This window comes from Polymorphobacter megasporae (assembly GCF_018982885.2).
Lineage (GTDB): Bacteria > Pseudomonadota > Alphaproteobacteria > Sphingomonadales > Sphingomonadaceae > Polymorphobacter_B > Polymorphobacter_B megasporae.
This window is the reverse complement of record NZ_CP081848.1, coordinates 1,349,761-1,376,659: the sequence shown is the minus strand read 5'-3', so window position 1 is coordinate 1,376,659 and position 26,899 is coordinate 1,349,761. Positions and strand designations below refer to the sequence as shown.

The 26,899-nt window shown below is 67.7% G+C and carries 19 protein-coding genes; 5 read left to right on the top strand and 14 right to left on the bottom strand.

All coding sequences use genetic code 11. From position 1 onward, the window contains the following. Nucleotides 1–122: 122 nt before the first annotated feature. The 3 genes from KTC28_RS06420 to KTC28_RS06410 all read left to right on the top strand — a co-directional run bounded on the left by KTC28_RS06420 (nucleotide 123) and on the right by KTC28_RS06410 (nucleotide 4,492). A complete protein-coding gene (locus KTC28_RS06420) occupies nucleotides 123–767 on the top strand; it encodes a PEPxxWA-CTERM sorting domain-containing protein (RefSeq protein ID WP_216709404.1) in 645 nt (214 codons plus the stop codon). Between the two features lie 60 nt (nucleotides 768–827). Then, a complete protein-coding gene (locus KTC28_RS06415; RefSeq protein WP_216709405.1) occupies nucleotides 828–3,248 on the top strand; it encodes a ligase-associated DNA damage response DEXH box helicase in 2,421 nt (806 codons plus the stop codon). A gap of 329 nt (nucleotides 3,249–3,577) precedes the next feature. Beyond that, complete coding sequence (locus KTC28_RS06410; protein ID WP_216709406.1) at nucleotides 3,578–4,492, top strand: EthD domain-containing protein; 915 nt, start codon at nucleotides 3,578–3,580, stop codon at nucleotides 4,490–4,492. A gap of 90 nt (nucleotides 4,493–4,582) precedes the next feature. Here the strand turns inward: KTC28_RS06410 and KTC28_RS06405 are convergent, their stop codons facing one another. Both KTC28_RS06405 and KTC28_RS06400 read right to left on the bottom strand, forming a co-directional pair. Beyond that, the gene (locus tag KTC28_RS06405; RefSeq protein ID WP_216709407.1) at nucleotides 4,583–5,230 is read right to left on the bottom strand and encodes a DsbA family oxidoreductase; all 648 of its coding nucleotides are present in this window, start codon (nucleotides 5,228–5,230) and stop codon (nucleotides 4,583–4,585) included. Continuing rightward, nucleotides 5,227–6,432: a bifunctional alpha/beta hydrolase/OsmC family protein gene (locus KTC28_RS06400; protein ID WP_216709408.1), complete on the bottom strand. Its 1,206-nt coding sequence runs from the start codon at nucleotides 6,430–6,432 to the stop codon at nucleotides 5,227–5,229. Before KTC28_RS06400 ends, KTC28_RS06405 begins: the two co-directional genes overlap by 4 nt. Nucleotides 6,433–6,565: 133 nt before the next feature. Between KTC28_RS06400 and KTC28_RS06395 the strand changes: the two genes are divergently transcribed. After that, on the top strand, nucleotides 6,566–7,477 hold the full coding sequence (locus tag KTC28_RS06395; RefSeq protein WP_216709409.1) for a S1/P1 nuclease: 912 nt from the start codon (nucleotides 6,566–6,568) through the stop codon (nucleotides 7,475–7,477). 3 nt (nucleotides 7,478–7,480) lie between these two features. On the opposite strand, the gene KTC28_RS06390 is transcribed toward KTC28_RS06395, so the two are convergent. Next, the gene (locus tag KTC28_RS06390) at nucleotides 7,481–8,749 is read right to left on the bottom strand and encodes an MFS transporter (RefSeq protein ID WP_439650113.1); all 1,269 of its coding nucleotides are present in this window, start codon (nucleotides 8,747–8,749) and stop codon (nucleotides 7,481–7,483) included. Between the two features lie 177 nt (nucleotides 8,750–8,926). On the opposite strand from KTC28_RS06390, the gene KTC28_RS06385 reads away from it, so the two are divergent. Further along, entirely contained in the window at nucleotides 8,927–9,649 is a 723-nt protein-coding gene (locus KTC28_RS06385) for a hypothetical protein (RefSeq protein ID WP_216709411.1), read from the top strand. On the opposite strand, the gene KTC28_RS06380 is transcribed toward KTC28_RS06385, so the two are convergent. From KTC28_RS06380 to tssF, 11 genes are all read right to left on the bottom strand, one after another. After that, the gene (locus KTC28_RS06380) at nucleotides 9,646–10,410 is read right to left on the bottom strand and encodes a PP2C family protein-serine/threonine phosphatase (RefSeq protein ID WP_216709412.1); all 765 of its coding nucleotides are present in this window, start codon (nucleotides 10,408–10,410) and stop codon (nucleotides 9,646–9,648) included. The genes KTC28_RS06385 and KTC28_RS06380 overlap by 4 nt on opposite strands. Then, nucleotides 10,407–11,000 (bottom strand): type VI secretion system-associated protein TagF, encoded by a 594-nt coding sequence (tagF, locus tag KTC28_RS06375; RefSeq protein WP_223132294.1) that lies wholly within the window; start codon nucleotides 10,998–11,000, stop codon nucleotides 10,407–10,409. The genes KTC28_RS06380 and tagF overlap by 4 nt, the downstream gene beginning before the upstream one ends. Continuing rightward, entirely contained in the window at nucleotides 10,997–14,560 is a 3,564-nt protein-coding gene (gene tssM, locus KTC28_RS06370; protein ID WP_216709414.1) for a type VI secretion system membrane subunit TssM, read from the bottom strand. Before tssM ends, tagF begins: the two co-directional genes overlap by 4 nt. Before the next feature lie 50 nt (nucleotides 14,561–14,610). Beyond that, complete coding sequence (gene icmH / locus KTC28_RS06365) at nucleotides 14,611–16,014, bottom strand: type IVB secretion system protein IcmH/DotU (protein ID WP_216709415.1); 1,404 nt, start codon at nucleotides 16,012–16,014, stop codon at nucleotides 14,611–14,613. Further along, on the bottom strand, nucleotides 16,011–17,327 hold the full coding sequence (gene tssK / locus KTC28_RS06360; RefSeq protein ID WP_216709416.1) for a type VI secretion system baseplate subunit TssK: 1,317 nt from the start codon (nucleotides 17,325–17,327) through the stop codon (nucleotides 16,011–16,013). Before tssK ends, icmH begins: the two co-directional genes overlap by 4 nt. Nucleotides 17,328–17,362: 35 nt before the next feature. Next, nucleotides 17,363–19,012, bottom strand: a complete 1,650-nt coding sequence (gene tagH, locus KTC28_RS06355) for a type VI secretion system-associated FHA domain protein TagH (RefSeq protein WP_216709417.1) — start codon at nucleotides 19,010–19,012, stop codon at nucleotides 17,363–17,365. Nucleotides 19,013–19,072: 60 nt separating this feature from the next. Further along, nucleotides 19,073–20,716 (bottom strand): type VI secretion system Vgr family protein, encoded by a 1,644-nt coding sequence (locus KTC28_RS06350; RefSeq protein ID WP_216709418.1) that lies wholly within the window; start codon nucleotides 20,714–20,716, stop codon nucleotides 19,073–19,075. Nucleotides 20,717–20,794: 78 nt separating this feature from the next. Then, on the bottom strand, nucleotides 20,795–21,283 hold the full coding sequence (locus tag KTC28_RS06345; RefSeq protein WP_216709419.1) for an Hcp family type VI secretion system effector: 489 nt from the start codon (nucleotides 21,281–21,283) through the stop codon (nucleotides 20,795–20,797). Nucleotides 21,284–21,323: 40 nt separating this feature from the next. Next, nucleotides 21,324–23,954: a type VI secretion system ATPase TssH gene (tssH, locus tag KTC28_RS06340; protein WP_216709420.1), complete on the bottom strand. Its 2,631-nt coding sequence runs from the start codon at nucleotides 23,952–23,954 to the stop codon at nucleotides 21,324–21,326. Nucleotides 23,955–24,085: 131 nt separating this feature from the next. Beyond that, entirely contained in the window at nucleotides 24,086–25,120 is a 1,035-nt protein-coding gene (tssG, locus tag KTC28_RS06335) for a type VI secretion system baseplate subunit TssG (RefSeq protein ID WP_216709421.1), read from the bottom strand. Further along, nucleotides 25,075–26,892 carry a type VI secretion system baseplate subunit TssF gene (gene tssF, locus KTC28_RS06330; RefSeq protein WP_216709422.1) on the bottom strand — a complete coding sequence of 606 codons (1,818 nt, stop codon included), beginning with the start codon at nucleotides 26,890–26,892 and terminating at the stop codon, nucleotides 25,075–25,077. Before tssF ends, tssG begins: the two co-directional genes overlap by 46 nt. Nucleotides 26,893–26,899 lie beyond the last annotated feature (7 nt).

Here is a 26,899-nt window from a genome sequence, read left to right as displayed (position 1 = left end):
AGGCGAATATATAGGCCGCCCCCGCCGAGCCCGCCACCGGTCCAGCCGTGGCGGTATCGTCGCACAACCGTAACGTTCGGTAGCTAACGCTGCGGTCTGTTAACTACGCTTGGAGCGACAGCATGACCTTTGGATTCACCCGCGGCCTCGTCGTCGCGCTCGGCATGCTCGCCGCGGTCCCGGCCGACGCCCTGGTGATCTACCAGAGCGCGGCTTACTCCGGCGTCGACAGCGGCGAATATATTTTGAGCGAAAACAACTTCATGGGCGCGGTGTTCACGCTCGGCCGGACCACCGCGATCACCGGCATCGGGGCGCAATTCGGTGGCTTTCCCGGCGGCAACATCTTCGGCGCGATCGTGCCGCTGTCTTCCCGCGCGGCGTTCCCCGCCGGCAAGTCGACCGACCTCGCCGACATCAGCCTCGGCCATGTCGTCTTCGCCGTGACCGGCGCGACGCAGGACCTTGTCGCGCCGCTGCCGCTGACGCTTTCGGCGGGGACCTACGGCGTGATCTTCGGTTCGGGCCAGTTCGGCGCGACGGGCTACGCTGGCCTGGGTTACGAGAATACGCCGTCGGGTTCGCCGACGCTGTTCCGGTCGTTCTTCTCCGACGACTGGGCTTCGTTCAGCGACACCGGCGTCCGCATCACCGTCGAGGGCGCGACCGCAGCCGTGCCCGAACCCGCCGCCTGGGCGCTGATGATCGCCGGCTTCGGCATGGTCGGCTTTGCAGCCCGTCGCCGGACGCGCACCGCGATCGCCTGACGCAAGGGCCGAAGCGCGGCGGTGGCGTAACCGGCGGCGGTTGCTCCTATATCGGTTGCGATGCCGCCGCTGCCCGCCCCGATTCTCGACTGGTTCGCCACGCGCGGCTGGGGTGTGCGGCGGCACCAACTCGAGATGCTCGCCGCCGCCCGCGCCGGGGAGCATGCGTTGCTCGTCGCGCCGACGGGGTCGGGCAAGACGCTGGCCGGGTTCCTGCCGAGCCTTGCCGAGCTGATCGCGGAGCCGGTCGAGGGGCTGCACACGCTCTACGTCTCGCCGTTGAAGGCGCTCGCGGTCGACGTCCAGCGCAACCTGCTCAACCCGATCGCCGAGATGGGGCTCGATATCCGGGTCGAGACGCGGACCGGGGATACGCCGTCCGACCGCAAGGCCCGCCAGCGCGAGCGGCCGCCGCAGATCCTGCTGACGACGCCGGAGTCGCTGTCATTGCTGATCAGCTACCCCGACGCCGACCGGATGCTTGGGCAACTCAAGACGGTGATCGTCGACGAGGTCCATGCCTTTGCGACGACCAAGCGCGGCGACATCCTCAACCTCGCGATGGCGCGGCTCCAGGCGCTCAGCCCCAACCTCCGCCGCGTCGCACTGTCGGCGACGATCGCCGACCCCGAGGCGTATCAGGGCTGGCTCGCCCCCGATGCCGATGCCGCGAGCGTCCGCCTCGTCCACGGCGACCCGGGGGCCGAGCCGCACGTCGACATCCTCGTCCCCGACGGGCGCATCCCGTGGGCAGGGCACAACGGGCGCTATGCGGCGCGCGAGGTGATCAAGCTGATCGCCCGCTACAAGCTGACCATCGTCTTCGTCAACACCCGCGCGGTCGCCGAGCTGATCTTCCGCGACCTGTGGGCGGAAAACGACGCTTCCTTCCCGATCGGCATCCACCACGGCTCGCTCAGTCCCGAGGCGCGACGCAAGGTCGAGAACGCGATGGCGACAGGGCGGCTGCGCGCGATCGTCGCGACCGCGAGCCTCGACCTCGGCATCGACTGGGGCGACGTCGACCTCGTCGTCCAGATGGGCGCGCCGAAGGGATCGTCCCGTTTGCTCCAGCGCATCGGCCGCGCCAACCACCGGATGGACGAGGCGTCGGAGGCGGTTGTCGTCCCCGGCAACCGCTTCGAGTATCTCGAAAGCCTCGCGGCGCGCGACGCGGTCGAGGCGCATGAGCTCGACGTCGACCTGTTTCGCCCCGGCGGGGTCGACGTCCTCGCCCAGCATTTGATGGCGTGCGCCTGCTCGGCCCCGTTCGCGGCGGACGCGATGTACGACGAGGTGCGGTCGTCCGCCCCCTACGCCGGGCTGCCCCGCGCCGAGTTCGACCGCACCCTCGGCTTCATCGAGTCGGGCGGTTACGCGCTACGTGCTTATGAACGGTACAAACGGCTGACGCTCGGCCCCGATGGGCTGTACCGCGTCAGCCATCCGCGGATGGCGGCGCAGCACCGCTTGAATGCCGGGACGATCGTCGAGGCGGCGGCCTTGAATGTCGTCTATGGCAAGGCGGGGCGCGGACGGGGGCGAAGCTTCGGCAAGGTCGAGGAGTGGTTCGCCAGCCAGCTCCGCATCGGCGACAGCTTCATGTTCGCGGGGCAAGTCCTTGAAGTCACCGGCTTTGACGGCCCCGACCTGTTCGTCAAGCTCGGCAAGGGTGACCCGCGCGTGCCGACCTATGTCGGCGGGCGGATGCCGCTGTCGACCAACCTCGCGCGGCGGGTGCGCGGGTTGTTCAACACCCCCGAACGCTGGGCCGAGATGCCGCCCGACGTCTGCGAATGGCTCGACATCCAGCGCCAGCGGTCGTCGCTGCCGGGGATGGACGACCTGCTCGTCGAGACCTTCCCGGCGGACGGGCGAAACTACATGGTCGCGTATGGCTTCGAGGGGCGCAACGCCCACCAGACGCTCGGCATGCTCCTGACCCAGCGGATGGAAAAAGCCGGGCTTGCCCCGCTCGGCTTCGTCGGCAGCGACTACATGGTGGCGACATGGAGCCTGAACCCGGTCAGCGACCCCAAGCCGTTGTTCTCACCCGACGTTTTCGAAGACGAGCTTGCCGAATGGATCGCCGGGTCGCCGTTCCTGCGGCGGGCGTTCCGCGAGGTCGCGGTGATCGCGGGGCTGATCGACCGGGTCCATCCGGGACAGCACAAGACCGGCAAGCAGGTGACGTTTTCGAGCGACCTGATCTACGACGTCCTCCGGCGGCACGAGCCCGACCATCTGCTGCTGACCGCGGCATGGACCGACGCGCGGTCAAAGATCACCGACATCGGACGTCTTGCCGGGCTGCTCGAGAGGTCGCAGACGCATCTCGTCCACCGCGTCCTCGACCGCGTCTCCCCGCTCGCGGTGCCGGTCCTGCTCGAAGCCGGCAAGGAGCGCGTGTTCGGCGCGGCCGACGATGCACTGCTGATCGAGGCGGATGCGCTGGCGGAAGCGGCGATGCGGCTCGACTGATACAGGACCAGTCCACAAAATTAGCCGTTCTGGTGCATTTGGTTGCTAAGTTCAGATTAAGTTCACACAAACGACGGTGTTTTGCGCTTTCTCTGCTTCACCGTTCTCACTGCCCGCTTGCACGTCTGCTCGGTGCAATGCGGCCTCCCCTCACCATGAGCAAGAACGATGACGCCGCCCGGTGGCGACTCGATAGCGGCGACGCTAGGCGCAATGCCGGCGTGTAGGACAGCGGAAGTTCGGATGGCCTGCTTCACAAGGTTTGCCGATCCCTGGCCCCCGGTTTGCAGTCCGAAGTGTTTCGCCATCGAACCCCGAAGGAACGCACCTTGTCGAAAACCAGGTTGGCGGACGATCAATCCGGACGCGACGCCGCCATCGTCATCAACTCGTACACGACCGTGCTACGCCGCCCGGGCGTGCCGCACGAGTTGTTCGCGACCTACTGGCGCGACGTGCATGGCCCATTGTGCTCGCGCATCCCGGGCCTAGGTTATTATGTCCAGTACCACCTCGACCGTGAGCAGGATGCGCATCTCTGGCCGGTCAGCGATGGCATCGGGCCGTTTCCCGACTATGTCCTCGACGGCGGGGTCGAGATTGGTTTCCATTCGGCGAAGGACCAGGCGCTGTTCACCGCCGCCTGCCCGATCCTGTTCGCCGACGAGCAGAACATGTTCGCCGCCACCGTCGCCTATGCGCTGCCGCAGGGGTCGACGACGCTGGTCGACCGCGTCGTCGAACCCAGTCCGAATGCCGACGATGGGCTTGATCGGATCCACGTCCACTTCGGCGCAGCGCACGACGATGCCAAGGCGTTTGGCCGCTTCATGCGCAAATTCGCCGAGGCGCTTGCCGCCGAAGTGCCGGTGCTCAAGGTCAGGCTCCATCTGCCCGAGGCGTACGACAATGCCAAACCTGCCCCGCCCGCGCCGAACGTCGACCACAGCGTCGCCAGTGAACGCCGCCTGATCGCGGTGATCGAGCTGGCTTTCGCGTCGCCGCTTGTCAGACGCCAGTTCTACGCCTCCGAGGCTTTTCGCCGGGCGGCGGCGGGTCAGGCCGAACATATCGCCTTTGCCTCGCCGTTCGCGGTGAGCGGGGTCTACACCTATGTCCGCGACAAGGCGCTGACGCTCGCCGGGCTCCGCGGCAGCCGCCCGGCGCAGCTGATCGAGCAGATCGGTGCGCTCAACCAGGCGGCGGAGGACGTCCGCGAGCTGATCCGCACCGGCTCGATCTAGGGTCGCGCTGATCACCACGCGGGGGATGATAGCGACCGGGTCAGTCGAAGGTTGGCCACGGCTTGTGTGACGTCGGTTACCCCGCGATCATCACCCCTCGGCCGCGATCCGGCGGATAACTGTCTCGAACACATCAGCGGGCTGGCCGCCGGAGATGAGGTGCTTGTCGTTGATGACGACCGCGGGGACGGCGTTGATCCCGCGCGAGCGCCACAGCTCTTCCTCCGCGCGGACCTCGGCGGCGTAGCGTCCCGACGCCAGCACCTCCGCCGCTACTGCACCATCGAGCCCGGCGCGCTCGGCCGCCTCGACGAGGACGGTGTGGTCGCCCGGGTCCTTGCCCTCGGTGAAGTTGGCGGTGAACAGCGCGTGCTTGAGCTCGGCCTGGTGACCCGCCTGTTCGGCCCAGTGAAGCAGGCGATGCGCGTCGAAGGTGTTGTAGATTCGGCTGTCGCTGGTCATCGCCATGGTAAAGCCGACCTCGGCGGCGCGGTCGTTGATCATCTTGCGGTTAGCGGCGGACTGCGCCTGGGTCGAGCCGTATTTCTGCGCGATATGCTCGCCGATGTTCTGCCCGCCTGCGGGCATTGCCGGGTTGAGCTCGAACGGCCGGAAGACGATCTCGGCCTCGACCGCGTCGCGGCTGCGATCGAGCGCATCCTCGAGCCCGCGCAGGCCGATGACGCACCATGGGCAGGCGATATCCGAGACGAAGTCGATCTTCATCGGTGTCGTCATAATGTCTCCTCTGTCACGATCCGCACGTCGACATCGTCGAAACGCGAGCCTTGTTCCAGCGTGCGATGCGCGGGGCAGCGATCCGCCGCGCCGCCGAGCTTGGCGCGCTGCGCATCGTCGAGGTCGCCGACGATGGTGATTTGCCGGGTGAAGACGTCGGGCGGCACCGCGTCGGCTTCCTTGCGGTGTCCGACCGCGGTGCGGATGCGCTCGACCGGCCAACCCTTGCTCGTTGCGTACAGCCGCAACGTCATCGTCGTACACGCGGCGAGCCCGGCGCACAGCAGGTCGTACGGCGACGGTCCCGACCCCAACCCGCCGACACTGACCGGCTCGTCAGCGATGAACGCCGCCTGCCCCGCGCGTATCGCCAGCTGGAACTTGCCCATCCCGGTCTCCTCCGCCTCGGCGTCGTAGCCGCTCGCCACCGCCGTTATCGCTGCGGGGAGATACCGGCTCGCCCATGCGGCGATCATGTCGGCGGCGAAGTCGGCGTCGCGCGGGTTCGACAGCAAATGGTCGGCACCGTCGAGCGAGACGTAGCTTTTGGGGTGATGCGCGGCGAGGAAGATCTGCGTCGCATTGTCGATGGTGACGACCTTGTCGCGCGGCGCATGGAGCAGGAGCAACGGCCGCTTGAGCGATGCGATCCGCGCGTTCTGGTCGTGCTTGCGGACATCGTCGACGAACTGCTTGCCGAGGGTGAACGGCCGCCCGCCAAGACGTACATCGGCCATGCCGCTGCGCTCGATCTCGGCGAGTGCGTCGGGCGAGACCTGCGCCAGCACGTGCGCGACATCGAACGGCGCAGCGATCGTCGCGACCGCCAGAATGTCGGGCAGCGACCCGGCGGCGGCGAGCACCGCCGCCCCGCCGAGGCTGTGCCCGATCAACAGCGTCGGCGGCATGTCCGCCGCGGTCATCGCCGCCGCCGCCGCGACGAGATCGGCGACGTTCAAAGTGAAATTGGTCGCCGCGAAGTCGCCCTCGCTCGCGCCCAGCCCGGTGAAGTCGAAGCGGAGCACGGCAATGCCGGCCCCCGCCAGCCGCCGCGCGATCCGGACCGCCGCGAGATTGTCCTTCCCGCAGGTGAAGCAATGCGCGAACAGCGCCCACGCGTGCGGCGGTCCCGCCGGCAGTTCGAGCCGTCCCGACAGGCGATGGCCCGCGGCATTGGCAAAGTCGAACGGACGGGTCGACATGGGACTACCTCATCATGCGGGCCATCTAAACCGAAGGGCTGGCCGCGCGACCGTTATACACGCGCACGGGCGCTTGGGGGATGCTAACGCCAAGCTTGGCGGACTCGAGTCCGGCGCGGCGGGGGAATAGAACGTGAGACGCAGCAGGATTGCAGCACTTGGGCGCGGCATCGCCGTGGCGCTGCTCGCTGGTTCGGCGGCGCCGGTGCTGGCGTGGAACAACCAGGGGCACATGGCGACCGGCGCGATCGCGTATGACGCGCTGTCCCGCGACGATCCGGCGGCGATCACGCAGGTCTTGACGCTGATGCGGTCGCATCCCGACCACGTGCGCTTCGACGCGGCGCTCGGCGCTTTGACCGGCGCCGATCGCGACCGCCGCCTGTTCGAACTCATGGCGCGCTGGCCCGACGATATTCGCGGGACAGGGTACGACCGGCCCGACTGGCACTACGCGGTCAAGGTCGTGTCGGGCTGGACAATCCTGCGGCCGCTGACCTTCGGCAAGGCAGTTGAGGTGTTCGACCGGCAGCTCGCGGTCGCGCGCGATCCCACGGCTGCCGCCGGACTGCGCGCGCTGGCGCTATGCTGGGTCTTTCACATCGCCGGCGACATGCACCAGCCGCTTCATGCCGGGCATCGCGCGTCGTGGCGCTTTCCCCAGACCGATCGGGCGGGATCGATCGGCTGGGTCCGCACCGCCCCGGGGGCAAAGCCGGTCGCGCTCCACCAGTTCTGGGACAGCGCCGCCGACCTCCCCGGCCCTGAAACCCCGGCGGCGGAAGCGCTTGCCTTGCGCGCCGAGCGCGCGGTCGGATCTGCCGCCGCGCCCGCCGGCGGCTCGGCGTCGTCACGCTTCGCGGCGGTGGTCGAGCAGAGCCGCGACCTTGCCGCATCGCGGGCGTACCGCGATGCCGCGCTCGATGAAGCTGCCGACGCCAATTCGGGACCGGTCCTGTCCTCCAGCTACCAGCTCGACGCGCGCCGCATCGCGGAGAGGCGGATTGGCGAGGCCGGGCTCGACATCGCGTCGCTATTGCGCTGACCTTCAGTGCGCGGCGCGGCCCTTCGCGAACAGCAGTGCGACGAGGCTGAGCCCGGCGGCGGCGGACAGGTATAATCCGACCGCGCCGAGTCCTGAATATTCGGCGATCGCCTGCGCCGCGAGCGGGGTCAACGCCCCGCCGATCGTGCCGCCGACATTGAACGCGATCGAAACCCCCGAATAGCGCACCGGGGGCGGGAACAGGCTTGGCAGCCATGCGCCGAGCGGGCCGTAGACGAAGCCCATCGTCAGCAGCGCCAGCGACAGGAAGACGAAGACGACGACCAGCGACCCGCTCGCCAGCATCGGCGCGAGCAATGCCCCGATGCCGATCGTGACGACGCAGCCGCCGAGGAGGACAACGCGCGGCTTGAAGCGGTCGGACAGGACCCCCGCGGCGACGATGCCGATTGCCATGAAGACGATCGCGCCGAGCTGGACGCGCAGGAATGCCGACCGCGCATAGCCGAGCGTCGTCGTCCCGTAGCCGAGCGCAAAGGCGGTCGCGATATAGTAAAGCGCGAAGCAGGCGATCACCGAGAATGTCCCCGCCAGCACCGGCGCGAGGTGGCGTCGAAAGACGATCGACAGCGGTGCTCGCTCGGCGGTGCCGCTGGCGACGACCGCGGCGAACACCGGCGTCTCGGTCAGCTTGAGCCGGACCCACAAGCCGACGGCGACGAGCAGCGCACTGGCCAGGAACGGCAGCCGCCAGCCCCAATCGCGAAATTGCTCGGGGGTCAGGACAAGACCGAGCAGCAAGAATAACCCGTTAGCGAGCAGGAACCCGAGCGGCGCGCCGAGCTGGGGGACCATACCGAACCGGCCGGCCCAGCCGGGCGGCGCGTTCTCGACGGCGAGCAATGCCGCGCCGCCCCATTCGCCGCCGAGCCCGAGTCCCTGCCCGATCCGCATCAGGCACAGCAGCGCCGGAGCCACCCAGCCCGCCGTCTGGTACGTCGGCAGGAAAGCGATCGCCGTCGTCGACCCGCCCATCAGCAGAAGCGAGGTGACGAGGGTCGACTTGCGCCCGATGCGGCCGCCGAAGTGACCGAACACCGCTGCGCCGACCGGCCGGGCGACGAACGCCAGCCCGAAGCTCGCGTACGCAGCGAGCAACTGTGCCGACGGCGACGAGGCCGGAAAGAACAACGGGCCGAAGACGAGGCTCGCGGCGGTGGCGTAGATGTAAAAATCGTAGAATTCGACGCTCGTGCCGATCAGGCTGGCCGCAAGGACGCGCGAATTACGGTTCGTCGACAAGTGAATCAAGCAGCTTCCTCCGTGGGGAGGCATCGTGTCGCCGCGATAGAATCGCGTCAACCGCGCCGTCGGATCACCTTGCGAAAGCGGCTGCCGCCTCGATGGCACTTCGCTATGGCGAAATGAAAATGCGGCGACGCAACGATTACGCACCGGCGGCGTTTTGGTGGTCGAGGGGTGCTGATTATGGCTGAGCAAGACGACTGGCGGGCAGAGCGAGCGGCGCAGCTCGCCGGGACGCCGTTTGCGCGCCCATCGGCAACCGAGCGCGTCGACGACACGCTGCCGATCCAGCCGTATCGGCCCGCGCCCGCTACCACGTCCCGCGCTGCGCCGATCGCGGCGCCTCAACCGGCAAAGCGTTCGTCGGCGCTCGCTCTCATCATCGCGGGCGTCGTCGCCGTCGTTGCGGCGGCGCTCGCCTATTTCGGTTTGCACCGCGACGCCGGCCCACAAAACGCCGTTGCTGTGGCCCCCGCCGCCGCGGTCCGCCCTGTCGCGCCGCCGGTAGCAGTTCCCACCGCGCCGATCGCCGCGCCCGCTGCGCCGGTCGCTGCCAGCGCCCCCATCGCCCCCGCTGCGGTTAGCCAGCCGCCCGCCGAAGCCGCCACGACCGTCGCTGCGCCGGTGTCGCACAAAACAGTCCGGCACAGCAGCCGCACCCCTGTCACCAAAACGGCGGAGCTGCGCACCACCCATAAGGGCAAGGCCGCCAAGCATCCGCGCGCGACCGGTCAGGTCGCGACGGTCGCACCCGTCAGTCCCGGGACCGCCGATACCAGCACGCAATCAGACCCTGCGGTAAAGGCGAAGTTGCCGGTCTGCGAGCCGAGCGTGTTCAACCGCCCGGCGCGACCGTGCCGCCCCTCGCACACACGCATCGTCCGAAAGCCGTTTTACGATCGCTAGCGGCTGCGGAGCGGGTCGAGTGTGCTGTCGGCGTCGGCAAACGCGCGCACGACGACGACGGTGACATTGTCCTTCGCCGCGCGGGACAGCGTCAGCGCGATGAGCGCTTCAGCCGCGTCGCGTGCTGGCCGCCGCAGTTCGGCGGCGATCTCGGCATCATCGACGAAATTGGTCAGCCCGTCGGAGCATAAAAGGAAGACGTCGCCGTCGAGGATCGGCCCCTGATGCAGGTCGAGCGCGAGGCGATCGTTGACCCCGACGGCGCGGGTGATGATGTTCGACTTACCGAAGTTCTTGACGTCGCGACGGGCGAGCGCGCCTGAATCAAGCAGTTCCTGAACCATCGAATGATCGCGCGTGATCTGTTCGAGCCGCTTGTCGCGGAGCAAATACACGCGGCTGTCCCCGGCCCAAAGGCAGGCATAATGCCCGGCATAGGCGATCAGCACGACGATCGTCGATCCGATCACCGACCCCGGCGTCGAGATCGCGGCGTGCGCGACGAGCGCGCGGTTAACCCGTTCGACCGCGTCCTGGACGCCATCGAGATAAGCATAGCCTGAATCGGGCGGCCCGATCGCCTCGAGCGCATCGGCAAGCATCCCCGAGGCGACTTCGCCCGCCTGATGCCCGCCCATCCCGTCGGCAACCGCCCAAAGGGCGATCAATGGCCGATCGACGTAGCGGTCCTCGTTGAGTGCGCGCACCTTGCCCACATCGGTCCGCCCGGCGCTGTCGAAGCGAAGATTGCCGCCGCTCATGCGCCGTCGCCAACTGGGGCGATCAACCGGTCGAACGCGTCGCCGCGTGGCAGGCCGTCGCTGCGCGTCACGCGCCGCTCCCCGCTGCCGACCGCCGGCCGCCAGCTCGCCGTCGCGGGTTCGATATCATCCGGCACGGCGAATGGTTCGGCCCCGCCGAGCGCCATGACCGTCGCGCGCGCTGCCGTCTCGAGCGCGGCCTGCGTCGCATCAGCGGTCAATGGCACGCTCTGCGCCGCAAGCAGCAATGCCTCGGCGCGGGCGCACCAATCGTCCCACGCGTCAGGCAACGGCTCGGGCAGCGCCCCAGACACGTTTGGCGACAAATGGACGGCGACGAGAACGTAATCACGTCCGACGCTGTCGTTGCTCGCGATCATCGTCCCAAGGCAAAGCGCGCCGTCGACGACTGCGCTGCTCGCGAAGCGCACCGGCGGCAGGCCGCGGATCGCGGCGGCAGGATCATCCGCCCGGCCGAAACCCGCCTGCACCCAGTCGTCGAGCAGAGAGGTCGCCGCGGTCGGCAGGCCGCGCCGGATAAAGTCTCCGTGCGCGGGCAGCTTGCCGAAGAAGCCGACGGTCGCTGTCACAATTTCACCGGACATTGAAACGCCGCGAGATTGGTCGTCGCAAACGGGTTGTTCGCGATGCGGAGTCGGACCTTCGCCTGTAACGCGCCGTCGTTGACGGTGAGGATCACACCGTTGCGGTCGGCGCTGCTCCCGCCGAGGTCGTGCATCATCGCGGCAAAGCCCCACTCGCCCGGCCATGTTCGCGGCGGCACGGGGGCCGGCGGGGCGGGAATTCGCTGGAAGCCGATCGACGCGCCCGGCAGGCTCCCCGGCCAGCGGACATCGACCGGCTGCCCGCCGCTCGCGGCGAAGGTCGCGGGGATGCCGCCGACGACGAGGGTCACCGACTGGGCTCCGGCAAGACGGATAAGCTCGATCGTAACCGGCACATTGGGGCGGATATCGCCGGGCCGGAAAAACGCGGCGCTGATCTTCGCCGCATCCTGAAACCGGCCGACCGCCGCCGGGTCGAGCCCGAGCGCCTTGCCCGACGGGGTCAGCGTCCAGCGTGCCGCACCGGTATCGATCTGCCCGGCAAGCGTCGTCTTCTGAAAAGCATCGAGCAGCCCCGACGGGCGGAACAAGCGGCTGAAGTCATCGAGCGAAACCTGCCGCAACGGGGTGCCGCCGAACGGATAGCCGCCCTTCACGATAGACTGGCATTCGGGCAGCAACTGCGCGCCATACTGCCCGCGCACCGCGTCGCGCGCGTCATGGTTGAGCTGGGTCGCCGACGCCTTGACGAAGCCTTCGAACAGCGCGCCCGCCTGCGGGGGCAGGGTCGACGACACCGTACCGAGCTTGGCCGTCGCCGCCATCGCCGCCGCCGAGCTTTGTGCCTGTAGCGCGGGATTGCCCATACCCGCCGCCGCCGCCGCCGCGCCGCCTGCGCTGCCGACATCGCCGAGCGCCGCCAGCGCCTGATCGAGCGGACCCGCCCCGCCCGGCGGGATCATGTCGCGCAACCACGCGAAATGCGCGATCACCTCGTCGAGCGGCCCCGCCGGGCCCGGCGGCCCGTTCTGGATCGCGCTGCCGATGGCGTTGCCGCGCTGGAGGCCGCGATAGATGTTACGCGAGAACAGCGACGCGACCTGAAGCGCATTGCGCCCGCTCGACCCCTGCTTGAGCGACGGCGGCGTCAGGTTGGTCTCGCTCGCCAGCGTGTTGAACAACGACCGCACCGGTGACGGCGGGCGGGTCGCAAGCTGGATGCGGTCGCGGATCGGGCGCTCGCCGCTGACCGCGATATCGTCGATGAAGTCGTCCCAGCGATTGGTGAAGTCGGCGAGATACGCGGTCAGCAGCGCGTCCTTGATCCGGCCGATCCCGGCTCCGCCCGCGTCGCGCTCGCCGGTGACCCAGCCTTCGTCGGCGGATTGCGCGGCGTAGCGGCTGATCGTCGGCAGGACGACCGGATAGAAGTTGCCGTGGCGGAACATCCCCGGCAGGCCGGTCGACAGCGGCACGTTCGACTTGCGCAGGAACAGGCGCGAATTGGCGATGCCCGGGACGTCGGTCAAGGCAAATGGCGACAGGTCGCGGAGGCGCTGGTCGGCAAGCATCCGGACATAGACGCGCTCGCCGGGCCCAAGGGTCCCGATCCGTTGGCGCGCATCGGTAATCAGGGTCGCGTTGAGCGCCGGGGGCGTCATCGGGCTCGCCAGCAGGGTGTCGAGATGGGCCTCGAGAGCGGCGCGCGTGTCGCTCTGCTCCTCGGCCGGTAGCAGGTCGGCCCAGCGATCGGCGAAATAGCTGGTGATCGCCGACCGTTCGAGCGGCGCTCCGGGGGCCCGGCCGAGCATCAGGTAGATCCGCAGCAGGTTGTAGATTGCCGGGCGCGGATCGGCGGCGCGGCCCGCCTTGCCCGGGTCGCGTGCGGCATCGCCCTGCGCGTTTAAACGGCTGAGCTCACCCTCGACCGACAGCAGCAGACGCGGCAGGAACTGGTGGTTGAGCAAGTTGACATATGTGCCATCGACCTGGGTTCGCAGCGCTTTTTCGCGGCCGATGCCCCAGCTGAACCCCGGCGAGCGATCGACTGCAGGTGCGGCGCTGCCGAACGGCAAAGCACGCGCTTCGTTCAAGACCGCGAGCGGACGCAGCGGGTCGCTGTCGGCGACCGGCTCGGTACCGAGAACGGTGACGTCGCGGTGGAGGATGTCGGCGCGCTGTTCGAGCCGCGTGATCAGCGCCGAATTGCGCAGGTACGCCAGCGTCCACACCATCGTCGCGGCGACGACTGCGGCGGTGGCGACTCCCAGCGCGGCGAGGCGGATTGCGCGGCGGCGGCGTTCGGCCTTGATGTCGCGCCCGGCGATCGCCGCCTCGGGGAACACCACCCGCGTCAGCAGGTCGTGGAGGAAGTAGCTGCGGCCGCGCGGACCGTCGCCGGGCGGGGTCGCGAGGACGACGCCAATCCGCGCCGAGAGCGCGTTCATCAGGCGGTCGATCGGCCGGCCGAATTGCGTCGCCGACGTCAGATAGAAGCCGCGCACCAGCGGGGTCGGCTCGAACTTGGTTTCGCGCGCGATGATCCGCATCATCGCCAGCAGCGGCGAGCGGAGCGTCACAACCTGCTGGGGAAAGCCGAACACCAGACCCCGCCGCGCGATATCGGGTTCGGCCTGGATGCGGAGCAGCAGCCGCTCGTCGAGCCGTCGGATCAGCCCGTCGAACAGCCGTCCGAGCGTCGTCTCGTCGACCGCCTCCTTGTTCAGCCCGGTCCCGACGACGAATTCGAAGGTGCCGCCCCAAACCTGCTCGCGCTCCGATTGCGGCAGGTCGTCGAAGAATTCGGTGAACCCCGCGAGCAGGTCGAGCTTGGTCAGCGTGACATAGACCGGCACGCGCAGGCCGAAGGCGGTCTGAACCTCGTTCAGCCGCTGCCGGATCGCGCGGCCATGCGCGAGCGCCGCCGCTTCGTCGGCACCGATCAGGTCGGTCGTCGAAATTGCGACGATGATGCCGGTCACCGGCTGGCGCGGGCGGTGGCGCTTGAGCAGGTCGAGCAGCCCGGTCCACGCCTTGCCGTCGACGATCTTGTCGCTGTCCTGCGTCGTGTAGCGCCCGGCGGTGTCGATCAGCACGGCGCGGTCGGTGAACCACCACTCGATGGTCCGCGTCCCGCCGATGCCGCGCACCGGTCCGTCGCCGAGCGACTGCGTCACCGGGAAATCGAGCCCAGCGTTCTGTAGCGCCGTCGTCTTGCCCGCGCCCGGCGGCCCGATGATCAGGTACCACGGCAGCTCGTAGATGAACGCCTTGGCCTTGCCGACGCGCGTCGTCTTCATCAACGCGAGCGCCTGTGCCGCGCGCTCGTTCATCGCGGCGACGTCTTCGTCGGCATCGTCGGGGGCGGCGGGCGGGATCGCAGCGAGGTCGTCGACCATCGCCTGGTTGCGCCGCGCCGTCCGCCACCGCCGGTAGCCCCAGATCGCACCGACGACGCCAAGAATCACGGCGATCGTCACAAGCCGCGCGACCACGCTGCCCAGCGGCACCGCCCCGGCGATCGCCACCAGCGGCCCGGCGAACCAGACGAACAGCGCAAGGAAGACGATGCCGACCGCGATCATCAGCCATCGCGGCGGCCGCCGGACGAACATACGGCGAAGACGGTATAGCATTAGCGCGGGGTCTCGGCGTAAGTCTTTGGGATCGTTACCTCGACACGACGGTTGAGGCGGCGCGCGCTTTCGCTTTTGTTGTCGGCGATCGGCTGGGTCTCGCCGTATCCGGTCGGCTTGAGCCGGTCGCCCGGCACCCCGGCGGCGGTCAAAGCGGCGACGACCGCACTAGCGCGCGCTTCGGACAGCGACTGGTTCGAAGGGAAGCGCAGCGAGCGGATCGGCTGGGCGTCGGTGTGTCCAGCGACCGCGACCGGGCCGGTGACGAGGCCGATCGCCTGCGCGACGCGCCCCATCGTCGGGCCGAAACCGGCGTCGAGGTCGGCCGAACCGCTGGCGAACAAGCCCCGATCGAGTAGCCGCACACCGACCGCACCGGGGTCATCGGTGACGCCGACACGCCCGGCGTCGATGTCGGGCTTGAGGATGTCGAGGATCGTCAGATAAAGCCGGTTATCCGACGGCGGCGCAGGGGCCGCGCGTGCCAGTTTTGCCGGACCGGCGGCATAGATCGCGCCGAGCGGTCGCGCGCTGCCGTCGACCAGCCCGAGCGTGAAGACGAAGCCGGCGTAGATCAGGAGCATCAGCGCGGCGAACCCGGCAAGCAGTACCCACAGCGGAATATCGGCGGCGATCGGGCGATACGCCGCGTCGATCCCCTTCCACTGCGGCGACAGTTCGCGCTCGATCGGTCCGCGCAGGTTGCGTATCGCGGTGTACAGCCGCTCGCGCAGCTGGAGCAGCTTCGACGCACCGCCGCGCTCGAGCCGCAGCCGTCCTTCGAAGCCGAACGAGAAACAGACGTACAGCAGTTCGAGCAGCGCGGGCGACCGGCCCGGACGTGCCTCGAGCGCATCGGCGACCTCGAACATGCGGTCGCCCGAAACGACTTCGTTGTGGAAAGTGGCGACGAGCGACTGCTTGCCCCAGCCGGTGCCGACGCCCCATGGCGTCGACATGATCACCTCGTCGAGCAGCGCGCACAGCGCATAATGACCGTAGCGGATTTCCTCCTCGCCGATCGACGACTCGCGCGTCCGCGCCTGGAAGCGGCGCAATTCCTCGATGACGATCCGGCGCAGGCGGCCGGTCTCCTGTTGCGCGAGAACGGTCCGCAGTCCCCCCGCGAGCGCGATCAGCGGCGTGCCCGCCGCGATCAGCGGATTGCCGCCCACCGAGGGCAGCTGGTCGAGCGTCAGCTTGGCGGGCGCGAACGGGCTGGCCGCTATGGCCCCGCCGGTGCTCGCCCCGATCATCGTCCGGTCGCCGCTGTCGTCGCTCGGGCGCGGTGCCGAGGCCGGACGATCGAACGGGCCGGGCGCGCCGATCTCCGTCCGGTCGCCACCCGGCGGGGCGCCGATCTGCGTTCGATCCCCGTCGGGGGTGAACGGGCTGCGGCTCACCGGATGCGGCCCCGGATCGCCCATAGGTCGAGCGCGAGATCGGGCACGTCACCCGAGACATGGATGGCGATGCCGCCCGATTGCTCGATCAGTCGCCAGTCCTCCGACTGCGTGTTGATTTCGAAGTAGATCATGCCCGACCGGAATGGAATCTGCCGTGGCTCGGCGGGCAGCGGGCGAATCGGTGCGCCGCCAAGCTGGAGGTTGACGAGATCGCGGATGCGCTCGACCGCGCCGATCGTCGTTCGCTTCGGCAGGTTGGCACGGAGCAGCTCGGCGTCGATCGACGACCTTGCGGCGACGACGAAGACGCAGTCGGTGAACAGCGAGCGGTCGGTAATCTTGGCGACGCGGATGCCGAAGGCGCGTTCCTCGAGGGCGATCGGGATCGCAGTCTGCTCGAACACCGCCGACAGCGATTCGCGCAGGAAGCCGATCAGCGGCTGGAACGACCCGGCGAGATCGGCATGGTTGTACGGCGGCAGTTGCGGCGGACGGTTGGTCGCAGCCTCGGTGAAGGTCGCCAGCTCGCCCGCAAGTTCGACGAACGTGCGGTACAGCGCCTCGGGGTGGAGATCCTGGAGCGAGCCGAGATGGCGCAGCAGCATGTCGTTGCGGTTGACCAGCATCAGGACGAGGAAGTCGCTGATTTCGGCGGTGCTCTTGCCACCCTGGCTCGACAGGCGGTTGGCGATCGCCGCACCGCGATGCTGCAACAGGCCGCGCATTTCGGCGATGAAGCTCGTCAGCCGCTCCGACGCGGCGCAACTGAGCGAGGTCGGGATGAACGCCGGGTCGAGGACGATCGACCCGTCGAGGCGTTTTTCGACGAGGCGGCACAGCGGCAGCGAGACGTAACCGGCGCGCTCCTGATTGTCGTGCATCAGGCGCAGTTCGAGCTTGCCGACGATCAGCGTCGCGCGTGCTTCGGACCCGGCGACGGTATCGCCGACTTCGACCTCCTGCCCAGTCCACCGAACCGCGGCGTCACCGGCGCGCGGTGCCGCGAGCCGCGCACTCGTCCCGCCTTCGCGGCGGATCGGCAGCGTCAGATGGACGACGACGTTCTTGAGGTCGCCGGGGACGTCGAGCGGGATCGGATGGTCGTCGGTGCCGGGAACTTCAAAGACCGTGCCATCGGGCAGGATGCCCGATGCGCGCGAGACCGCGATGATACCGGTCTGCAACAAGGCATCGTCGATCTCGAGCCGGGCAAATCCCCACGCCAGCGGCTGCAGCCAGCGGACGGATGACTGCGCAGTCCGTTCGACGTAACGCTCGAACTGCTGGAAATGCTGCGTGCGGAGGAACATCCCCTCCGCCCACAGAACCTTATTGTCCCAATACACTAATGCTGTCCCTGTGGCGGCCCGTCATAGCCCGCCGCCTTCGCGTCGAGTTCCGCAAGCTGCTTCTCGTAGGCGGTGCGGAAAGCGCGATTGATCACGCCGTCGACATCCTCGCCATCGACCTTAAAGCGGTCGAAACGCTCGGCATATTGCACCCATAACGCCGCATCGCGCTGCGCCTTGATCAGGAACGACCGGCCCTCGACCGCGGCCTCGGTCGCCGCCGGCGACAGCGTCGTCATGGTCGTGCCGATCGCGGCGCGCATGCCGGCAAGGACGCAGAAGATATGGGTCTTGATGTCGCGAAAGCTCTCGGTCACCGCCTGGGCACCGCCTGCGAAGCCGATGTCGGCCCCGCGCAGGACCTCGACCGCGAGCCGCTGCGGCGGGACCCATTTGAACGGGTTGTTCTGCTCGGGCCGGACCATCGTCCGCGACATCCGGTATTCGCTTTTGAGCGCGGTCCGCTCGCCCATCAGGTCGGCGAGGCCAAGCACCATGCCGCGATAGACCTCGCCGAGCCGAACCATCGCCGCCGCGCGTTCGGCTTCGGGGAAGCTCGACGGCGACAGCCGCGCACCGGCGCAGAATGCATCGAACAGGTCGTCGGGGACCATCGCTGACGGCGCTTCGGCGTGGACCGGCGGCGGCGCTTTCGGCGGCGGCGGTGCCTTTACGGGCGGCGTCCTGACCGGCTCGGGCGCTGCTTTAACCGGTTCGAAGGCGGCCTTGACCGGCACGGTTGGCGCTTTCACCGGCTCTGGCGGTGCGGGCATAATGACCGGGGGCTCTGCCGCAACGGTCTCGATCTCAGCGGCCTCGACTTCGGGGATTTCGGGCTCGACGGGGGCAGCGACCGCGCGTTTGGCGGCAGCGCGCTTGGTCGGCTTCGCTGTCTTTTCCTCAGGCGCGGCAACCGGCTCGGCCCAATCCTCGGGGATCGCGAGATGCTCAGGCGTCGCCGGGGCCTGCGACAGGATCGGCCGGTCGAATGGCACATCGAAGCCGAACCCGGCGTCGCGCTCGACCCGTGCCGGTTCGGCCCATTCGCGCGGCGTCCCGATCAGTTGATCGTGTTCAGGGCGATCGCGCGGGAGCTTCCAGTCACCAGCGCGCGCCGCCGGGCGATTGTCCCACGCGTCGCCGTCGCCGAGCGTGACGCGATCGGTCGGCTTGTGATCGGCGAGCAACGGGTCGGGCGGAAGCTGGCTGGCGAACGGATCGAGCCGCGCCGGGCGCGACGCCGACTGCGCCGGATTGAGCCCCGCCGGCGGATCGAACAGCGAGACATGCGGCGCGGACGACCCCGGGGCCTTCGCCGGTTGTGCATCGTCGGCGAGCGCCTCGACCGACAGCGTGAAGGTGCCGAGCCGGATCGACCCGCCGGGCGCGACGAGCGTCTCGGCGCCGCTGGCGATGCGCTCGCCATCGTCGCCGACGAAGGTGCCGTTGGCGCTGGTGTCACGGACGCCGATCTTGCCGCCGACGGCACGGACGGTGCAGTGCCGCCGCGACAACGCCCGGCCGGGATCGGCGATGACCCAATCCGCTCCGGCATCACGACCGACGGTGATCGGGTCCTCGCCGACCATCCGCTGGTCGAGCTGCTGCGAAGGCTCGTTGGAGCTATGGAGTCGCAGCCTGATCATCGTCTCTCCCGCGCTTCGCCGTCAGTGGACTCATGCCGCACGATACGCGGCGCGACAACTTCAGTTCAGGTTTATCATTTTCCCGTTGATCGTCACGCCGCTTGCGTCGATCACGATCGTATTTCCGGCGACCTCGAGCTTGATGCTCGTCGTCGCCGTCAGGGTGATGTCCTGCGCATCGACTTTTTGTGACCGCGTGATCGTCGCGGTCTCGTCGCGCTTGACGATGCGGCGATAGTCGCGGCCCGACTGCATGAAGATTTCTTCGCCGCCGCCCTTGTCCTCAAACAACAGTTCGTGCGCGAGGCCGCCCGGCCCCGACGTCCGCCAGCCCGCCTGTGTCAGGTTCGCCGGCACCGGATAGGGATGCGCGTTCTTGCCGTTGAACAGGCAGCCGACGAGAACCGGCCGGTCGGGATCGCCCTCGAGGAAGTCGATCATGACCTCCATCCCCGGGCGCGGGACAAACTGCGAGCCGATCTTGTTGCCTGCCCATTGCTGGAGGACGCGGACCCAGCAGGTCGACGCCGCGGCGCGGTCCCAATGATATTGGATCTTGACCCGACCGAACCCCTCAGGATCGGTTTGGTCGACGACAATCGCGCTTTGCGGGCCGCTGGCGACCGCCTTGGCGGTGGTGCGCTTCGGGCGGAAGACATCGGCGCTCGGCTGTGCGGCAAACGACTGGTCGTAATGCGGCTCGCCCTCGCTCAGCCCCGACGGGTCGAAGATCGCGTGGCTGACCGACCGGATGACGATGCGCCGCTCGCGCGGATTGAGCCGTGTGTCGTCGATCTGGAAACGCTTGCCGGGCTCGAAGGCGAGATACGACCCGTTGCCGCTCATCGTCATCGCGCCGCTTTCGGCTTCCTCGATGGCGAGTTTGGCGCGACGGCGTCCGGCTTCGGGATCGGAATGGCCCGACTGCCAGTCATAGACCGCGCTCGCCTGGTTGGCCGAGCCGAGGCGCGTCGGCACCTGGATCGGGGTCAGCGAGCCGGGCTTCTTGTAGTCGTATTCGTGGACGACCGCAGCGCCGGGCGAGGCCCCGTGACCGAGCGTGACGCCCTGGACGCCGCGCAGCAGATGGTCGCGCCGGAACGAGATCTCGAACGGCTCGCCGTCGTCGTAGCCCGCGACGCTATCGGCCATGAACATGCGATGCTTGTACGGCCCCGCGCCCGCGTCGTAGCGGAAATAGTAAAAGACGCCCTCGTCCTCGAGGAGCCGCGAGACGAAATCGAAGTCGGTCTCGTTTTGCTGGACGCACATCTCGCGCGTCGGCTGCGCTCCGACCTTGCTGTCGTCGAAGGTGATCTGGTTGCCGCGAAGGACGTCGGCGACGATGAATTTGGCGGTCTTGCCGGTCCACAGGCGGCGGTGCCGCTGCTGCTTCAACGCCTCGAACGACGCGGCGAGCTCGATCGCGAATTCAGTGTATCCGCCCTTTTGATACAGATGCTCGAAACGAACACAGCGACCGTTGATCTTGCGGTCGATGTTGTCCGATATCCCGACGGCGAAGGTGATCGATGCGTTCACCCACGTCGCAGCGTCGGCGACCTCACCCTGCGAACGGATCTGCAGGCGGTAATGGAATGGCTCGGACAGGGCCTCGGAGCCATCGACCTTGAATAGATAATGGTCGGTGACGACGCCCGGCGCTTCGATCAAACGGATGAATTTGTTGGTATCGCGCGCCATGCACTGGTTTTCTGTTTCTCGCGGTCAGGACGATCCGCAGGCGCTGCATGCACCGCCCGCGGACCCATCCTTAAATGTTTAGACCTTCTTCGCAGTCGTAAAGTCGTAACCGCCGCGAACAGCGCGCTCGGCGTTCGTGTCGTCACGCAGGAACTGGTTGAAGTTGACCTGGCTGAAGTTGAGCGCGATGTTTTCCATCGGCTCGCCGCCCGAGCTCTGCCCCGACGTCGTGAACGACGTGCAGATCACGTTCTTCATGACGTATTCGATGTACTTCGCCTCGGCACCGTCCGACGCCTGGATCGTCACGGCAAGCTGCGCTTCGGGCGTGTTCTTGCCTTCGAGCGACTGCAGCATGAATTGGGTCGTGGTATCGTCCTGACGCTTGACGAGGTGGACGTCGCCCGGCGTGACCTTACCCGACGACATACGGTTGCCAGCAGCACCGGCGGTCGTCTGAACGGCAACCGAGAAGCCCCAGCTGTACGAATCGATTTCGATCCAGCCCTTGTACGGACCGGCGGTGACTGCACCCTGCAAAGAACCGAGCTTCAAATAAACTGGCATGTTACACTCCTATGTCAGATTGCGACTGAAAACAAACGACTCACTGATCATCGAATCGATAAAGGAAATTACCTCTATCATCAACATCAGTACGCACAAAGGCGACGTTAGTTGCGCTCTGCAAACGATTTAGTATCAGTGTTGACAATTCCGGCAGAAGACCCCGGTTAACCACACCATCGATCGCGCGCGCGCCACTTTGTGACTCGGTCGAGCGCGCGGCGATCAAGTCGACGACCGCATCGCTCCAGGTGAACGTCGCTCCGTAAGCAGCCGTCAGCCGCCGCGCGATCTTCCCCAGCGCGAGGCCGATGATCTCGCGGATGATCGCGGGCGGGAGGGGCAGATACGGCACGACCGTCACGCGGCCGAGAAAGGCGGGGCGGAAATGGTCGAGCAACTTCGGCCGCAGCGCCTGCTCAAGCGCCTCGACGCTCGGCGGGATATCGGGATCTGCGCACAACGGCTCGATCGCCTCCCACCCCGCATTCGACGTCATGATGATCATCGCATTGCGGAAATCGACGTCGCGCCCCTGCCCGTCCTTGACCCGCCCCTTGTCGAACAACTGGTAGAAAACATCCTGCACCCCGGGGTGCGCTTTTTCCATTTCGTCGAGCAGGATGACGCTGAACGGGCGGCGGCGGACCGCCTCGGTCAATACCCCGCCCTCGCCGTAGCCGACATAGCCCGGCGGTGCGCCGAGGAGCATCGAGACCTTATGCTCCTCCTTGAACTCGCTCATGTTGATCACGGTCATGTTGTCGGCACCGCCGTAGAAGCGGTCCGCGAGCGCCATCGCCGTCTCGGTCTTGCCGACGCCCGACAGGCCAACCATCAAGAAGACGCCGACCGGCTTGTTGGGGTCGGTCAGACCGGCGCGGTTCGCGCGCATCGCGCTGCCGATCGCGGCGAGCGCCTGCGGCTGGCCGCGGATCCGCTGCGCCATGATCGCTTCGAAATCGATGATCCCGGCGATCTCGTCGGCCACCATCCGGCCGACCGGGATCCCGGTCCAGCCGGCGACGACATCGGCCACCGCCACCCGATCGACGACATCGAGCACGAGCGGCGTTTCGCCCTGAAGCGCGGCCAGTTCGGCGCGCGCCGCACGCAATTGCGTAATTGTATCGGGACTCGTCGCAGCAGCCTCGGACGCATCCTCAGCCGGGCCTTCGGCATCACGGCGGAATGCGGCGATGTCGTCGACCAGTTGCCGCTCCGCCTCCCACCGCGCGACGAGGTCGACGCGCTTCGCCGCGACCGCCTCGCGTTCCGTAACGATGTCCTGCTGCCGCGCCGTATGGTCATAACCGCCTGCGGTTTCACGCTCGAGGATGCCCGCCTCGATATCGAGGGCCGCGAGCTGCCGATCGGTCGCCTCGATCGACGCGGGGGTCGATGCCTGGCTCATGCCGACGCGCGCGCACGCCGTATCGAGCAGCGCGATCGCCTTGTCGGGCAGCTGCCGCCCGAAGATGTAGCGATGCGACAGGCGAACGGCGGCGTCGACCGCTTCGTCGAGGATGCGGATATTGTGATGCTTCTCGAGCGTCGCGACGAGCCCGCGGACCATCTTGATCGCGTCGGCCTCGTTGGGCTCCTCGACCTTGACCACCTGGAAGCGGCGGGTGAGCGCGGCGTCCTTCTCGAAATACTTTTTGTACTCGGCCCACGTCGTCGCCGCGATCGTCCGCATTTCGCCGCGCGCAAGTGCGGGCTTAAGCAGGTTCGCCGCGTCACCCTGACCCTCGGCACCCCCCGCCCCGATCAGCGTGTGCGCCTCGTCGATGAACATCACGATCGGCGTTGGCGACGCCTTTACCTCGCTGATGACCGACTTGAGCCGGTTTTCGAACTCGCCTTTTACGCCCGCACCCGCCTGCAACAGTCCGAGATCGAGGCTGAGCAGGCGAACCTGTTTGAGCACATCGGGCACCTCACCCGCCGCGATCCGCAGCGCGAACCCTTCGACCACCGCAGTCTTGCCCACCCCCGCCTCGCCGGTGAGGATCGGGTTGTTCTGCCGCCGCCGGGTAAGGATGTCGATCAGCTGACGGATTTCCGGATCGCGCCCGAGCACCGGGTCGATGCCGCCTGAGCGGGCACGATCGGTGAGGTCGATGCAATATTTGTCGAGTGCCGCGGTGCTGGCGGTCCCGCCGCCGCCTGGATTGGCGGGCTGGTCAGCCGGAGCATCGGCAGTGGCGGCGGGCGCCGCGATGATCGCGAAGTTTTCAGTAAGCGTTCGCGCATCGATCCGGCGAAGCGCGCTCGAACTCTCGCGGATCGCACTCGCGAGCATATCGTCGTTCATCAGCGACGCGAGCAGGTGCGCCGGAGCGACCGATCCGGCACCAACGCCCAGGCTGGCGAATAGCCACGCCTCGCGCATCCAGCGAACCAGCCGGGGCGATAATGCCGGGGCCCGAGCATTGCCGGTGCGGAGCCGGTCGAGCGTCGCCGCAAGGTCGGCAGCCACGCGCCCGCCATCGACCTCGTAATGCGACAGGATCCGCCCAATCGCGGAATCGCCGCTTTCGATCAGCTTGAGCAACCAATGCTCGATCTCAACGTCATAATGGGTGCGCGACAGAGTCAAGCCCGAGGCTGCCTCGAGCGCCGATCGCGACTCGGGTGCCAAGCGGTCTACGAGTGCCTTGATATCCACCGCTGCCCCCGCAGCCGCGACCGATTGGCCGCAGCAAATGATTTCATCGAGTTCCACCAACGGCGCGAAACTCACACCCCACGTTCCCTATCGAACGCTCACGATCCGCCAAAGGTCCAATCGCATGATATTTAATATCCGCCGCTGTTAAGGACCGCTTCGTCCCGATCGCCCGTCGCTGGGCCAGCCAGCAGCCACGTCGACTGGCCAAGCGCCGCGGGGACCGCCGCATCATCGAGGCGGAGTTGCGGCACCGCATCGCCGCGCAAGACCAGCTGGATCGTGAAGTCGATGTTACCGCCGACCGCGCGGCGGATCGTGTCGGTGATCTCCGCCCGGGTGGTCCCGGCGAAAAACTTCTGAAAGTCTTCGAAATCGAGCGGCCCGACGCGGACACGAAAACGGCTGACGACGTCCCAGATCGCGGCACCGGCGACAGCATCCTGTGCCAGCGTGGCGAACGCGCCGTCATCGGCCAAGCCGGCTCCCAGCCGGGTTTGCTCGGACGGTGCGAGATCGACCCAACGTCCGCGAAGTTCGAGTATCTCGAAGGGGAGGCCGTAGATGCCCTCGACGATCCGTCGCAGCGCGCCGCTCGACCGCACGCGCCGCGACATCGCACCGGTCATCGACAGCCACGCCTCGTCGCGGACGGGCTCGTTCGCGACGCCGAGCCCTGCAAGTGACTTGAGCGCGCGGCTGAAGCTGTCGTCGAGCCTGCCGCCATCGCTTTCGAACGCGATCGGCAACCGGTATTTCGCCCACGCCCGCCAGAAATGGCTCAGCGCGCGGTGGTTGAACATATCGAGGAACTCGCCGAATGCGAAGTTTCGCTCGCGCCGCTCGTCGACCACGCGCTCGGTATAATGGTCGGGAAGGACCCCGCTCGGCCCGGTCAGCCCCATGAAGGCGACCGTCACCGACGTCGTGCCGTCGGCACCGGCGATATTGGCAACCTCGTCGGCGAAATGCCGCTGCCCGACGGCGGTGGTGAACCGCACAGCTTCGTGCACCGGCGAATCGTCGCCCCCGATCGTCGCCGCGTGCGTGACGTCGCGCCGCGCCGCCTCGAGCCGTTCCCGGACGAATTCGAAGAACTCGACGATGTCGGGGTCGGCGGTCAAATGATCTGCCGCGTTCCGGTGTGCGCCGCCCACTGCTGCCATGGCCGCCGCTCGCCACGCAGCCAGAGCGATGTCCGGCTGAAGGTGTTGATCGCCGCCATCGAGCGGAAGACGTTCGCCAGCACCGCCCCGAGCAGGAAGGTCCCGGTCCCCGACAGCCGCTTGTCGTCGAATTCGATCCGCAGGTCGGTGCCGTGGAGGAAGACGACATGCCCCGCCGCCGGGGCGCGCGCCGTCGTCGGGGTTCCTTCGACCGCGGTCAGCCGCTCGACCACGACGCGGCCCGCCGAGGCGTCGCTATGATCGTGCAGCGCAAGGAGCTCCTTGACCACCGCGAGTGAAACTTCAGGGTCGGCCACACTCATATGCGCGAGCGACATGTGGCTGATCAGCCGCCACAGTTCGCCACGACCGCGCCGCGCGCGCAGCGGATCGGTCGGCGAGATGAGGAAGCTCGCAGTGCCGACGGTGTCGGGCGCGCCGACGATCGTTAGCCGCGGCCGCCCCTCGCCGAACGGCAGCGCGCGCGGCAGTTCGCGGTTGGTGCAGGTCAGTTCGATCGACGCGACCAGTTCGGCGTCGGCGACCGGCAGGCCGGCGGTATCGATCATCGAGATAAAGACATCGTCGCCGCCGTCGGCGCGCGGATTGGCGCGTCGCGCGGTGTGCCAATAGCGCAGGTCGGCCCCCGCGCGCGGTCGTCCGATGCCGAAGAACGGCTGGAACGGCTGGACCTTGCCCGTCCGGTCGGTGACGGTGACGGTGTCGACCGAATGCACCTCGATCACGCTCTCGCGCCGCGCATCGGGGACGATGCGGTGATCGAACCGCCCCGGGGTCAGCCGGATCGGCTCGGCCCGGTCGCGAAACAGGTTGATGACGGGGGTGCAGAACAGGCGGAAGCGGTCCTTGGTCACCAGCCGTTCGAGCGGGGGATCGAAGCGATCGAAATAGAGAAACACCTCCATCGTCGAGCCGCCGTCGCGCAGCGTCTTCGCCGACAATCCGGTCAGGTCGAAGAACATGAACTTGTCGGGAAAGGCGAAATACTCGCCGACCAGCGCGAGGGCCGGCTCGGCAGCAGGCGGCAGCGGCACCGACACGTCCTCATCGGCGAAACCGACGCTGCGAATCGAACTCGCCGGCAGGATCACCGGATTGGGGTCCGCGGCTGAATCGGCGAGCGCGATCGACACCGTCCCGCCGAGGATCAGCTCGTACAGGATGTTCGCCACCCGCGCCTCGGCATGGAGGTGGACCCGGAGCGTGTCGAGCCCGAGCTTGCCGAACGTCGCGTCGGGTTCGGTGCACGCGAGGCTGAGCCGGAGAACGCTGGCGGCGGCTGCCGCGCGCGGATTACGCGGCGCCGCGAGCGGCAGCCCCGAAACCCGCGCCCCGGTCAAAGCGATCGGCCAGACCGACACCGGGTACGTCGTCCGATAGCGGACCGGCTCGCCGTTGACCGGCTCGGTGGCGATCTCGCTGCCGGCCGGCAGCACGACCTCGTGCTGCAGACCCACCGTCGGCGCGATCTCGGCGATCGACATCGACGGGAACACCGCGAGCGTGTGCGGCTGGAGGATGCCGAGCATCGAGTGGGTCAGTTCGGGAAAGTCGTCGTCCAACTTCAGACGGGTCCGCGCGGCGAGAAAGGCAAATGCCTCGATCATCCGCCCGACATGCGGATCCTCGATCGCGTTCGACGATAGCCGCAGCCTCCCGGCGATCTTGGGGTTCGTCTTCGCAAACTCACCCGCCATCTCGCGCATGAAGCGAAGCTCGGCGTTATAATAGGGCAGCAGGTCGTCGAACATCGCGGAC

Excerpts from the sequence above, each read along its gene's own strand:
- KTC28_RS06420 (WP_216709404.1), top strand. The coding sequence starts at position 123 with ATGACCTTTGGATTCACCCGCGGCCTCGTCGTCGCGCTCGGCATGCTC.
- KTC28_RS06415 (WP_216709405.1), top strand. The coding sequence starts at position 828 with ATGCCGCCGCTGCCCGCCCCGATTCTCGACTGGTTCGCCACGCGCGGC.
- KTC28_RS06405 (WP_216709407.1), bottom strand. The coding sequence starts at position 5,230 with ATGACGACACCGATGAAGATCGACTTCGTCTCGGATATCGCCTGCCCA.
- KTC28_RS06400 (WP_216709408.1), bottom strand. The coding sequence starts at position 6,432 with ATGTCGACCCGTCCGTTCGACTTTGCCAATGCCGCGGGCCATCGCCTG.
- KTC28_RS06385 (WP_216709411.1), top strand. The coding sequence starts at position 8,927 with ATGGCTGAGCAAGACGACTGGCGGGCAGAGCGAGCGGCGCAGCTCGCC.
- KTC28_RS06380 (WP_216709412.1), bottom strand. The coding sequence starts at position 10,410 with ATGAGCGGCGGCAATCTTCGCTTCGACAGCGCCGGGCGGACCGATGTG.
- tssM (WP_216709414.1), bottom strand. The coding sequence starts at position 14,560 with ATGATCGCGGTCGGCATCGTCTTCCTTGCGCTGTTCGTCTGGTTCGCC.
- tssK (WP_216709416.1), bottom strand. The coding sequence starts at position 17,327 with ATGTTCCTCCGCACGCAGCATTTCCAGCAGTTCGAGCGTTACGTCGAA.
- tagH (WP_216709417.1), bottom strand. The coding sequence starts at position 19,012 with ATGATCAGGCTGCGACTCCATAGCTCCAACGAGCCTTCGCAGCAGCTC.
- KTC28_RS06350 (WP_216709418.1), bottom strand. The coding sequence starts at position 20,716 with ATGGCGCGCGATACCAACAAATTCATCCGTTTGATCGAAGCGCCGGGC.
- KTC28_RS06345 (WP_216709419.1), bottom strand. The coding sequence starts at position 21,283 with ATGCCAGTTTATTTGAAGCTCGGTTCTTTGCAGGGTGCAGTCACCGCC.
- tssG (WP_216709421.1), bottom strand. The coding sequence starts at position 25,120 with ATGGCAGCAGTGGGCGGCGCACACCGGAACGCGGCAGATCATTTGACC.
- tssF (WP_216709422.1), bottom strand. The coding sequence starts at position 26,892 with ATGTTCGACGACCTGCTGCCCTATTATAACGCCGAGCTTCGCTTCATG.